Origin of the sequence: Actinoplanes sp. NPDC049265 (genome assembly GCF_043197135.1) — a bacterium.
Taxonomy (GTDB): Bacteria; Actinomycetota; Actinomycetes; order Mycobacteriales; family Micromonosporaceae; genus Actinoplanes.
The window spans coordinates 337,541-349,684 of record NZ_JBICSP010000009.1; the positions used below are offsets into that span (position 1 = coordinate 337,541).

Here is a 12,144-nt window from a genome sequence, read left to right on the forward strand (position 1 = left end):
ACCCGTCCCCCGTGCCGGTCTCGATCGACTTGTGCCGTGACCGTACTCGCTCTTGCCCGCCCACGGTGGTAGACCCGGTTCATGCGCCATTACACGACCGAGTTGACCACGGCCGCCGGGGTCGGCGGAACCGTCGCCGTCTATGGCCACTACGGGCGGCCGGTGCTGGTCTTCCCCAGTGAGGGCGGGTGGGCCACCGAGTTCGCCGAGCGGGGCATGGTCGGCGCGGTCGGGGACCTGATCGAGGCGGGCCGGGTCAAGCTCTACTGTGCCGGGTCGTTCGACGCCGGCACCTGGTCGGCCGCGCACCTGTCGCTGGAGGATCGGGCGCGGGCGCACGGCTTCTACGAGTCGTGGATCCTGGACGCGGTGGTGCCGCATGTGCGGGAGGACTCCGGTGGCGCCGCCGAGCTGGTCGCGCTGGGCTGCTCGCTGGGCGCCTTCCACGCGCTGAACTTCGCCTTCAAGCGGGCCGACCTGTTCCCGCTGGCGCTGTGCCTCTCCGGCAACTACGACCCGCGGACGTGGCGGGGCTGGGGCGAGCGGGGCGACGCGCTGTACTTCAACAATCCGGCCGACTACATCCCCAACCTGCACGGCGACCATCTGGACTGGCTGCGCTCCCGGCTGTCGATCCTGCTGGTCTGTGGCCAGGGGCGCTGGGAGGACACCACCGGCTCGCTCGACGCCACCCGGCACATGGCCGGGCTGCTGGCCGCCAAGGGCATCCGGCACGAGCTCGACCTGTGGGGACACGACGTGCCGCACGACTGGCCGTCGTGGCGGGCCCAGCTAGCCCACCATCTGCCGCGCTTCCTGCAGTAGGTGCTCGCGGGCGGCGTCGGCGGGCATCGGGCGGCCGAGCAGGAAGCCCTGAGCCGAGTCGCAACCGGCCTCGCGTAGCAGTTCCAGCTGCTCCGGGGTCTCCACGCCCTCGACGCAGACCCGGAGCCCGAGCGCGTGTCCCAGTTCGGTGGTCGCGCGGATCAGCGTGCCGTTGTTGGCGCTGTCCATGTCGAGGTAGCTCTTGTCGATCTTGACCACCTGCACCTGCAGGCTGACCAGCGAGGAGACCGAGGAGTAGCCGGACCCGAAATCGTCCATGGCCAGCGCGACGCCCTGCTCGCGGATCCGGTCGAGTTCGGCCGCGACCGTCTCGTTGCCTTCCAGCGCCATGGTCTCGGTGATCTCGACGCACGTCGCCTCGGCCGGCATGCCGCTGTCGGCCAGCGCCTCGCGTACGTGTTCGGCGTAGATCCCGGCCGCGAGCTGCCGCACCGACACGTTGACGCTGACCTCCAGCCGCTCCAGCCCGGGCAGCGTCTCCCGCCATTGCTGCACCTGCCGGGTGGCCTGGCGCAGGACCTCCCGGCCGACCTCGCGGATCAGCCCGGACTCCTCGGCGATGGGGATGAACTCGGCCGGCGAGATGAGCCCCTGCACCGGGTGCCGCCAGCGGGCGAGCGCCTCGACGGCGACGACCCGGCCGGTGGTGACCCGGACGATCGGCTGGTAGTACACCTCGATCTCGCCCAGGTCGACGGCCCGGGCCAGCTGCTGCTCGAGCTGGGCCCGGCGCCGGGCGCGGTCGCGCATGTCGCGGCGGAACACCTCGAAGCGGGCCTTGCCCGATCCCTTGGCCACGTACATCGCGATGTCGGCGTCGGCCAGCAGGTCGTTCGCGCCGGCCTGGTCGGCGCGGTGGGCGATGCCGACGCTGGCGCCGATGCCGACCTCCTGCCCGGCGATCAGGAACGGTTCGCGCAGGGCGGCGATGAGCCGGCGGCTGATCGCTTCGGCCACCCCCGGGGCGCTGGAGCGTACGACCACCGCGAACTCGTCCCCGCCGAGACGGGCCACCGTGTCGCCGCCCCGGACGCAGCCGCGCAGCCGCTCGGCGACCAGTTCGAGCAGTTCGTCGCCGGCCGGGTGGCCGAGGGTGTCATTGACGGTCTTGAAGCCGTCCAGGTCGACCAGCAGGACCGCGGGCGGCTCGCCCGGATCGGCCATCTGCTCCTCCAGCCGCTGCACGAACAGCGCGCGGTTGGGCAGCCCGGTCAGCACGTCGTGGTACGCCTGATGGCTGAGCTGGTCCTGCAGGGCACGCCGCTCGTCCACCTCGGTCAGCAGCGCGGCGTAGGCCGAGGCCAGCCGCCGCCCCTGCCGCCGCCGGAGCACCAGCAGCCAGCACACCGACAGGATCCCGACCAGCGACACCAGCACGCCCAGCGCGTACTGGCTGTCCCGCTTGGCCTTCAGCGACCGTTCGATGGCCGTGTAGTAGACCTGTTCCTGCTCGTTGTAGAGCCCCTGCACCCGGACCTCGACCTGGCTGACCATGGTCTCGGCCGCGGCCAGCAGCGACGCCTCGGGGGTCGCGCCCCGCTCCAGCCGCGCCCACGGGAAGCGGTCGACCGCGGCGCGGATGCCGGCGATCTCGCCCGCCTGGGCCGACCCGGCCGGGAAGAGTCCCTGTCCGGTCGCGGCCATCCGGTTGAACAGGCCACGCTGGATCTCCGCGTCGGCCACCGGTGCGCCGTGCTCGACGTCGGCGAGCTCGACCCGCAGGTGCAGCAGCGCGGTCTGCATGCCGTGCAGGGTGGTGGCGCGCTGCTGCGCGACCGCGACGTCGGTGGTCATCCGGCCCAGCAACACCGAGTTGCGCACCACGATGGCCAGGATCCCGGCGGTGGCACCGATCATCACCACGGCCAGCAGCAGGCCGAGGCGACGCCAGCGGCGTTCGCCGGGCAGGTCCGGGGCGGCCTCGGTCATCGCACGTCGATGGATTTGAGGCTCCAGATCCACCGGTCCGGGTTCGTTCCGGTGGCCACGCCGTCGGCGAACACCAGACGGGTCGGGCCGCCCCTGTCCGGGGGGATCGCCGAGCCGTCGCCGGCGCGGGTGGCGACCAGGACGCCGCCGGCCGTCACCTCGGCCGTGGTCAGGTCGACGACATAGTCGTCCTGGGCCACCAGATGCACGGAGGCAGCGCCCGGCCCGGCGCCGGCCACGTCGAGCAGGTCGGCCAGCCAGACGCCGCGGAAGTCGAGATTCTGCTTGACCCAGGGCTCGTACAGGTGGACCTGGGTGAGACCGAGCTTCTCCAGGGTGGGTAGGTCGAGCCGGAGGGTCCCGTCGTGGTTGGGGCGGGTGATCCGGCCGGTGACGGTGAGCACGGTGGCACCGGCCGGTGCGGGTACGTCCTGGCCGGCGATGATCTCGGGCGCCGCCACCGGCGTGCCGAGGGCGGCGCGGGTGGCGGCCTCCGGGCGCGCACTGCCGGTGCTGGTGGCGCACCCGGCGATCAGGCCGAGCGCGACCAGCGCGGCGACGCGCCACAGATGCTTGGTCACACGCCTTCCTTCGGCAGGTGACGTTCAGTTCTGAGAAGACTACGTAGAGTCACCAGCAAGTTGTTCGGAGCGCACGTATCCGCGGATGGGTTGGTGACAGGAAGCCGACTCAGAGCCGTCCCCGCCCCGTCCCACGGCGAAGTCCTGCCACAGGAACCACCTTGGGGGAGGACGATCAATGACCACGAGACGACAGCGCACCGCCGCCGCGCTCGCCGCCACCGGACTGATGCTGACCGCGTCGATCGGGGCGCTCGGGCCGTCGGCGGGCAGCGCGTCCAGTCACCGCGAGGCGCCACTGATCTCCGGCGACCCGGCCGCGGACAACACCGACCTGTACGCGTTCGTCAGCCCGGACCGGCCGGGCTACGTGACCTTCATCGCCAACTGGATCCCGTTCGAGGAGCCGAACGGCGGGCCGAACTTCTACCCGTTCGCGACCGACGCGGCGTACAAGATCAATGTCGACAGCGACGGTGACGCCAAGCCCGACGCCGTCTTCCGCTGGACCTTCAAGAACGTCGACAAGCGGAAGAACAACACCTTCCTCTACAACAACGGGCCGGTCACCTCGCTCGACGACGAGAACCTGCTGTTCCGGCAGACCTACACGCTCGAGTCGTCGTTCCACGGGCAGCCCTTCAAGAAGCGCATCACCGACGCACCGGTCGCGCCGTCGTCCACCGGCACCGCCTCCATGCCCGACTACCGGACCCTGCGCGACCAGGCCACCGTGCGACTCCCCGGCGGCTGGAAGCTCTACGCCGGCCAGGCCGACGACCCGTTCTTCCTCGACCTGCGGGTCTTCGACCTGCTGTACGGCGGAGACCTCAGCAAGACCGGCCAGGACACGCTGGCCGGCTACAACGTCAACACCCTGGCCATCCAGGTGCCGTTCAAGGACGTGGCGCTGGGCGGCAACGCCAAGCGGAACCCGGTGATCGGCGTGTGGACCACCACCGAACGCAACCGGGTACGCATCACCGGCGACCCCAGCCCGAAGCTGACCGGCGACCGGGTGCAGGTCTCCCGGCTGGGCAACCCGCTGGTCAACGAGGTCGTCGTACCGGCCGGCCTGAAGGACGCCTTCAACTCGCTCCCGCCGGACAAGGACGCCGGCATCCCGGCGGTCGTCAAACGCGTCACCGACCCCGAGTTGCCCAAGCTCATCCAGGGCATCTACCAGCTGCCGGCCCCCGCGACCCCGCGCAACGACCTGGTCGAGATCTTCCTGACCGGCATCACGACCAAGGCCGGCGGGCCGATCAAGGCCGACCTGAACTCGCAACTCGACAACGCCGACGTGCGGGCCGGCAAGTTCCGGCCGTCCGAGATGCTCCGGCTCAACCTCGGGGTGCCGGTGGCGGCCACCCCGAGCCGGCTCGGCGTGCTCGGCGGCGACCTGCAGGGCTTCCCGAACGGGCGGCGGCTCACCGACGACGCGGTGGACATCTCGCTCCAGGCCGTCGAAGGAGCGGCACAGACCGGCAAGCTGGTCGACGCGCTGGCCGCCGGAGACCGGGTGGACGCCAACGACCAGCGGTTCGAGACCGCGTTCCCGTACGTAGCACTGCCGAACACCGGCGCCGTCAACAGCAACCGCTCCCCCGCCGTGGCCACCGATCCCCCGTCCGCCCCGGCGTCCCGGATGGCGCTCGAACCCGCCGCCGCCGATCAGAACACCGCCCGTGACACCTGGCTGGTCGTCGCGTCGTCGGTCGGTGCCGGCGCCGTGGTCCTGTTCCTCGTCGTCCTCGCCTGGCTGCGCCGCCGGGCCATCGCCTGAGGAGTGACCATGCGTCACCTGCGGACCGTTTCGATCGTGTCGGCGACCGCCCTGGCCGTGCTCGCGGCCGGTGCGATCCTCGGCCTGCGCGAGACGCCGCCGGTCACCCGGACGGCGGGTGCGGCCCTCGCGGCGGCACCCGCCGACCGGCAGGCCCAGGCCATCGCCCGGGCCCAGGACCGGCTGCGCGAACTGCCCCGGGACGACCAGACGTGGGCGGCGCTCGGCGTCGCGTACGTGGAACGGGCCCGGATCACCGCCGACCCCTCGCTGTACCCCCGGGCCGAGGGCGCGCTGCGACGCTCGCTGTCGCTCCGCCGCAACCCCTCCGCCCTGGTCGGGCTGGGTGCGCTGGCCAACGCCCGGCACGACTTCGCGGCCGCCCGGAAGTACGCGGGGCAGGCCGTCCAGGCCAACCCCTACGACGCGAGCGCGTTCGGTGTGCTGGCCGACGCCGCGACCCAGCTCGGCGACCGGGCCGGAGCCACGGCGGCGGTCCAGCGGATGCTCGACCTGCGGCCCGGGCTGGCGGCGTACGCCCGCGCCTCCTACGACCTGGAGCTGCGCGGCGACCTCGGCCGCGCGGAAACCCTGATGGGGCAGGCGCTGTCGGCCGCCTCCGACCCCGCCGACATCGCCTTCTGCCGCAACCAGCTCGGCGACCTGGCGTTCAACCGGGGCGACCTGGCCGCCGCGGGCGGGCACTACGACGCCGGACTGGCCGCCGACCCGGGCTACCAGCCTCTGCTGCGGGGACGCGCCCGGGTCCGCGCGGCCACCGGTTCGGTGCCGGCCGCGCTCGCCGACGCGGCCCGGGTGGCCGCGCGCACGCCGACCCCCGACACCCTTCTCGAGTACGCCCAGCTGCTCCGTTTCGCCGGCCGGCCCGGCGAGGCGGCCCGGCAGCTCGACCTGGCCGACGCTGCGCACCGCGTCTTCCAGGCCAACGGCGGCCGCGACGACCTGGCCGGCGCCCAGCTCGCCCTGGCCCGCGGCGACCAGGCCACGGCCGTGCGGCTGGCCCGCGCCGAGTTCGCCCGGCGCCCCTTCCCCGACGTCGCCGACGCCCTGGCCCAGGCGCTCCACCAGGCCGGACAGGACGAAGCCGCAGCCGGGTACGCCCGCCGCGCCGTGGCCGCGGCGCCGTCGAACGCCGCGTACACCTGGCATCTCGCCCAGATCGCGCTGACCACGGGTGACCGGCGCACCGCGCGCGACCAACTGCGCCGCACCCGCGAGCTCAACCCGTACTTCTCCCTCACCGACGGACCCACCGCCGCCCGCGCCCTGGCCGCCCTGGAGGCCCACCGATGAAGCGACTCCTGACCCTGCTCGCCCTGGTCCTGGCGGCCACCGCGCTGCTGCCCGGCGCCCCCGCGTCCGCGCATCCCCTGGGCAACTTCTCGGTCAACACCTACGCCGCCCTGACCGTGCACCCCGGCCGCCTCGACGCCCGGGTGGCCGCCGACATCGCCGAGCTGCCGACCCTGCAGGACCCGCCGGCCACCTGCGCCGACGCCGTGCGCGCGTTCGCGGTGACGATGTCCGGCGAGCCGGTCGCCTGGACCGTGACCGCGTCGTCGCTGACCCGCACGCCCGGCGCCGGCGGCCTCGCGACGAGCCGGCTCACCTGCGCGCTGACCGCCCGAGCCGGCTACGGCCCGGTGACGGTGGCCAACCGCTACCGCGACGACCGCATCGGATGGCGGGAGCTGGTGGCCACGGCCGGGCCGGGAGCCGCGCTGGACGGTTCCCTCCTGCCGGTGGCCAGTGTCAGCGACGAGCTGCGGCACTATCCGGCGGATCTGCTCACGTCGCCGCTGGACGTGCGGACGGCGTCGTTCACCACCCGGCCCGGTGCCGGCTCGGCCGCTGTTTCGGCTCGTCCGGCCGGACCCGGCGGCACGCTCTTCGGTGGACCGCTGGCCGGAGCCGAACGGCACCTCGAGGACCTGGCCGGCGGGCGGAACCTCACGCCGTGGGTGGGTGTGCTCGCGGTCGTGCTGGCGCTGCTGCTCGGGGCCGGGCACGCGGCGCTGCCCGGGCACGGCAAGACGGTGATGGCGGCGTACCTGGCCGGCCGCCGGGGACGCCGGCGCGACGCGGTGGCCGTCGGCGCGACGGTGACGCTGACGCACACCGGCGGGGTGCTGGCGCTGGGCCTGCTGATAACCACGGTGGCCGGCATCGCCGGTGAGACCATCCTCGGCTACCTGGGCCTGACCAGCGGCGTCGTGGTCATCACGGTGGGCGCGGTCGCCCTGGCCGGCGCCCTCCGCAAACGCGGCGCGGACACCCACCATCACCCGCACTCCCACTCCCACTCCCACTCCCACTCCCACTCGCACGGCCCGGGCCGGTGGGGCATCGTCGGCATGGGCGTCGCCGGCGGGCTGGTGCCGAGCCCGTCCGCGCTGATCGTCCTGCTCGGTGCCGCCGCCCTGGGCCGGACCGTCTTCGGCGTCCTGCTCGTCCTCGCCTACGGCTTGGGCATGGCGGCCACCCTCACCGCGGCCGGCCTGTTGCTCATCACCATCCGCGACCGGCTCGGCGGCCGGCTGCCCCGCCTGCGCCGGCTGCGTACCGCCGCGCCCGCCCTGACCTCCGCCCTGATCGTGATCGTCGGAACCGGCCTGGCCGGCCGAGCCGTCCTCGACCTCCTCTGATTCGACCGCGGTCGAGTCACTACGATGATCGCCGATGGACGACCTGAGGCTATTGCACACTGTGGACGGACACGGGCGGATCGCGGCGATCTCGTTGCGGGTGGCCGGAAAGCCCGGCGCTGCCACGCTCAGTGCCTGGTCACCGGAGCACGACTTCGGGGCCTTCGCCGGGCCGGACCTGGTCGACTGCCTGCACGACCTGCGGCTCCGGCTCGAGGCGGACGGCTTGCTGCTCTGCTGCCAGGGCGCGCGGGTCAACGTCTGGCCGTCCGGGCAGCTGCGGCAGTTCGCCGACGGTCGTCAGGGCTACGTGCTCACCCGGCGGGCCCCCGGGCAGATCCACGAGGTCGTCGACCTGCTCGACCCCGCGCCGGCCGAGCAGGTCGTCACGGTCGAGGACCAGCGGCGTTTCGTGTACGAGTTCCACGCCCTCGGCCTTTGAGCGCGCGCTGCCGCGGGCCCGGCTGAACGGCGCGTAAGCTGACCGCGTGCCGTTCCCGTCCCCGCTGCTGCTCGTGCTGGACGGCAACAGTCTGTTGCACCGCGCCTACCACGCCTATGCGAGCGACCCGATCGAGGACGCCGACGGCCGCCCCGTGTGGGCTCTGCGCGGACTGGTCGGCTACGTCGCCCGGGCGGCGGCCCAGCTCCGGCCGGACGCGCTGGTGGTCGGCTTCGACTGTCCCGAGTCGTCGGCCCGCAAACAGGACTGGGACGGGTACAAGGCGCACCGCCCGGCCAAACCGGCCGCCCTGACCGAGCAGATCGTCGGCGCGCCCGGCCTGCTGCGCGAGGCCGGGATCTGCACGGTCGTCCCACCCGCCTACGAGGCGGACGACGTGCTGGCCAGCTCGGCCGCCCTGGCCCGGCGGGCCGGCTGGCGCTCGGTGCTGATGACCAGCGACCGGGACGCGTTCGCGCTGATCGACGAGACGACCGAGGTGCTGCGGGTCCGCAACGGCGGCTTCGACGAGGCGGTGCTGGTCGACGCCCCCGGTCTGGTCGAACTGTGCGGCGTGGAGGCCGGCCAATATCGTGACTTCGCCGCGCTGCGCGGTGACCCGTCCGACAACCTGCACGGCGTCCGCGGTTTCGGCGCGGCCACGTCGGCCCGGCTGCTCAACGCGTTCGGCTCGGTCGACGAGACCTGGGCCGCCCTGGACCGAGGCGACCTGCGCCAGATCGGCGACGTCGTCGGCGAGTCACTGGCCGCCCAGCTGGCCGCCGACGGCGTACGCGAAAGAATCGACCGCAACCGCGACCTGATGCGTATGCGCACCGACCTGCCCCTGCCCGAACTCGACACCGCCCGCCTGCCCCTCAACTATGTGACGATCCGCCGCGCCCTACGCGCCCGAGGCATCAACCTCGGCCCGTCCCTGTGGGCGCTGGTCGGCAACGTCCCGCCGCAGCGCACCGACGAGGAGTCCACGCCCGAGCTGCAGCCCTGGGTCTTCCGCCGCAGCCTGTCCAGCCGCCGCGATCCCACGCCCGGCCAGCTCAGTCTTTTTTGAACCCTTTGCCGGGTACGGGCACAGCACCTTCCCGCCTTCGACGCGCCGGCCAGTCGGTGGTCCCGGCCGTTACTCGCCGCCGGGCAATCCGGTCGCCGGCCTCGACGACCGCCCCACAGCGTCCCCAGATGACGGCCGAAGTGCCGTTCCGCCCGCTCGTAGCCGACCAGGCGCCCCTTGGGCAGTGGCGCGAGACCGACGTCGAGTGCGGCCCCTCGGCCGGGGACAGACCCTCGCATGCGCCAAAGGGACGAGTGTCCCCCGCCGCCTTCACTCCCGCTGAAGCTCTCAGTTTCATACATCGCCAATGGCGACGCGCTGACAACTGCGAAGGCATGTCACAGGCGATCGTCGACGCGGACAGCGATCGCGCCACCGGACTGATCTGGGTGACCCTACGGCCGCAACCGCGCGTCGGCGGACTCGGCCACTGGGTCGGCCCCGCCCGAACGCCGGCCGGGCGAGGCGTTGGCTGCCGTTCGTCTGGTCGTCCCACGGGCGATGCCAACGTTGCGCCTTCGCCGATCGGAGGCCTGGGGTGGACCCCGAAAACATGGCCTCTCAGGCGCCATGCCGGAGTTCACGGAAATGCCGATGAGAGTGCACTACGGACTGAGGCTTCAGAGCTGGTCCATCCGGCAATTTGGCGATCGAGGTCGACAAGAGGGAACCCTTCGCCGTGCAAGATGCTGGTCGTCGCTCAACCTCGCCAACATGCCGACCCCTTCTCTTAATCTATTCGTCGAAGGCGCCACGCAGACGCGCCAAGAGCGATCAATGCGCACGGAGCTTAAAGCTCCTTTTCGGCTGCGGACCGCTCTACCTTCGAACTCTTCTGCCGGTATTTCGCCCGGGCCGCGCGAAGTAGGGCAGCGGCGACCGTAAGTAGCAAGGTGACTGACGAAATAAGACCGGTGAAGGAATTCAACAGGTCAGCCGTTTCCTGAATCATCTCCATGGCACTGCTCCACCCTCAATTGACGAACGGGGACAGCAACGAGTGTTCGTTGCAATCTCCCATCCCGCAATGATCTCGGTTGACGTCGGTAGAAACAGTAGGGGCCCGGTGGACGACGGTTCTGGCCGAACGACACCGGATCATGATCTTGCCGTGTCGGATGTAGCATGGTGCCCTTCGACATGCGATCAACATGGAACCAGGGTGACCGAGGTGGAAGAAGCTTCGAAGATCGGTCCGGAAATGTCAGGATTCCTCAAAGATCTAAACGCAGAAGTCGCCGCTTCTGGGTTCACGCAGGTGAAGATTTCTCAGATCTCGAACATTCCGCAGACCACGCTGTCCGACATTCTTCGCGGAAAGCGGGCCAAACTCCCAAGCAAGCACATCTTGGTGGGTCTCCTGAAGGCATGTAACGTTCCCGAGGAAAAGATCAATGCATGGGACGAGAGGCGAGTCGCATTACTCATGCGGGGAACCAATTTGGAGTACACCGCGACCCGCGACGAGGTGCGGCAATTGGCGACAAAACTCGACAGAGCCACTATCACGCTTGAGGCATTACGAGCCCGGGAACAGCGGCTGCGCGCCGAGTTGGAAGAAGTGCGCCGAGAGCGAAGCGGTCTCGTCGTCAGAGTAGAGGAATATCAGGTGCGCGCCGAACGCTCGGAACGCGAGCTAAGTTCGCTAAACCATCGCCTGAGCCGGTACGAGGACTTCGTTCGGAGGCTGGAGGAAAAGCTCGATGCCGAGATTGAGGAGACTAGAAAAGCGCAAAACGAGATCGCCAATTTGCAGTCCGAGTTCGAACGCGCGCAGATCGAACTCATGTATGCTGGCTTCCAGCGTGAACAGAGCCGCGAGGAGCTCTGGACGCCAGGGGCATATGAATTGCGAATGGAGGCAGCCCGGAAAAGCGCACACATCGACGACGTTCGAGGGCTCTGCCGAAGTGCCCTAGAGGTCTTGCGTAGTGCCAGCCGAGAGTTCTCCAGGAAATGGCATGGCACACCGGCGGAAGAAGAATGGGCACGTGTCAATTCGCTGCTCGCCGCTGCCGACGAGGAGTTGACGAACACCCTCCCCGCGCTTGAGGAGTTCGCGCAACGGACAATCGGGCAGGCCTCGGCGCTAATGCTCAGCGAAGTTATAGCGCAGGTCGAACGATGCCATGAGGACCTCGCGGGCTATGAAAGTCAGCTCTCGTCCTGCCTAGAGGCTGTCCTGGCCGCGGGCGATGGCCGTGCGGCCTACTTCGAGCTCGCAGGGTTCCTGTCGCAGGCGACGGCCGGTTTGGAGAATTGCATGGGCGCCACGTTTACCGCCCTCCAAATTCTGGACGGATACCGCTAGCGCCAAAAGTCGCACGACCCACTGGCGCAATGTCCTTGTGGGCCACCTCCTGGTTGTTTTATTGAACGACGCTCCACCCTATTAACGGCAAATCCTTTTAGGGCCAACCCAGAGCCATCTTTCTGGGGCGGTGGATTGCATTGAAACGATCGCTTGTACCGCCCTAGTGGTGACAGGGTGCCGCTGTCGAGGCGCAGGGCGTGGTCTGCGGCGATGCGGGCGACGGCCCACTTATACTGGTTACTTATCGTGAGTGTGGGAACGTGTTGTCGCCGGAGCGGTCGGCGTCGCAGCGTCCCAGAGTGATATTCGCCAGCCTGTGTGTAGGGAGTACCTGGCCCTGCCCTCGGAACCCGTACGCCCGACAGCCGTGTCTGCTCAGCACCGACTGGATCGATGGGACCGGCGTGATGCAGTGAGCGCTTTTCAACTGCCGTGGATCGGGTTCTCGATGTGGTGCAGGGCCAGGATGGCCTGCACGATGGCGGTGGCGCGGCGTGGGCAGCAGCGC

9 protein-coding genes are annotated in these 12,144 nt (G+C 70.4%); 7 read left to right on the top strand and 2 right to left on the bottom strand.

The features are described from left to right. Positions 1 to 81: 81 nt before the first annotated feature. Complete coding sequence (locus tag ACGFIO_RS23215) at positions 82 to 825, top strand: esterase family protein (RefSeq protein WP_392828483.1); 744 nt, start codon at positions 82 to 84, stop codon at positions 823 to 825. Here the strand turns inward: ACGFIO_RS23215 and ACGFIO_RS23220 are convergent. Then, complete coding sequence (locus ACGFIO_RS23220; RefSeq protein WP_392828484.1) at positions 793 to 2,775, bottom strand: putative bifunctional diguanylate cyclase/phosphodiesterase; 1,983 nt, start codon at positions 2,773 to 2,775, stop codon at positions 793 to 795. The two genes, ACGFIO_RS23215 and ACGFIO_RS23220, sit on opposite strands and share 33 nt — an antisense overlap. Continuing rightward, a complete protein-coding gene (locus ACGFIO_RS23225) occupies positions 2,772 to 3,356 on the bottom strand; it encodes a molybdopterin-dependent oxidoreductase (protein ID WP_392828486.1) in 585 nt (194 codons plus the stop codon). The genes ACGFIO_RS23220 and ACGFIO_RS23225 overlap by 4 nt, the downstream gene beginning before the upstream one ends. A gap of 178 nt (positions 3,357 to 3,534) precedes the next feature. Here ACGFIO_RS23225 and ACGFIO_RS23230 point away from each other — a divergent pair, with 178 nt between their 5' ends. The 6 genes from ACGFIO_RS23230 (at position 3,535) to ACGFIO_RS23255 (ending at position 11,633) form a co-directional block, all read left to right on the top strand. Further along, entirely contained in the window at positions 3,535 to 5,142 is a 1,608-nt protein-coding gene (locus tag ACGFIO_RS23230; RefSeq protein WP_392828488.1) for a DUF4331 domain-containing protein, read from the top strand. 9 nt (positions 5,143 to 5,151) lie between these two features. Continuing rightward, the gene (locus tag ACGFIO_RS23235) at positions 5,152 to 6,456 is read left to right on the top strand and encodes a tetratricopeptide repeat protein (RefSeq protein ID WP_392828489.1); all 1,305 of its coding nucleotides are present in this window, start codon (positions 5,152 to 5,154) and stop codon (positions 6,454 to 6,456) included. Beyond that, complete coding sequence (locus tag ACGFIO_RS23240; RefSeq protein WP_392828491.1) at positions 6,453 to 7,808, top strand: sulfite exporter TauE/SafE family protein; 1,356 nt, start codon at positions 6,453 to 6,455, stop codon at positions 7,806 to 7,808. Before ACGFIO_RS23235 ends, ACGFIO_RS23240 begins: the two co-directional genes overlap by 4 nt. Before the next feature lie 34 nt (positions 7,809 to 7,842). Continuing rightward, positions 7,843 to 8,250 carry a hypothetical protein gene (locus tag ACGFIO_RS23245; RefSeq protein WP_392828492.1) on the top strand — a complete coding sequence of 136 codons (408 nt, stop codon included), beginning with the start codon at positions 7,843 to 7,845 and terminating at the stop codon, positions 8,248 to 8,250. A 46-nt stretch (positions 8,251 to 8,296) separates the two neighbouring features. Further along, entirely contained in the window at positions 8,297 to 9,322 is a 1,026-nt protein-coding gene (locus tag ACGFIO_RS23250; protein ID WP_392828494.1) for a 5'-3' exonuclease H3TH domain-containing protein, read from the top strand. 1,162 nt (positions 9,323 to 10,484) lie between these two features. Continuing rightward, positions 10,485 to 11,633, top strand: a complete 1,149-nt coding sequence (locus tag ACGFIO_RS23255; RefSeq protein WP_392828496.1) for a hypothetical protein — start codon at positions 10,485 to 10,487, stop codon at positions 11,631 to 11,633. The last annotated feature ends 511 nt before the right edge of the window (positions 11,634 to 12,144 follow it).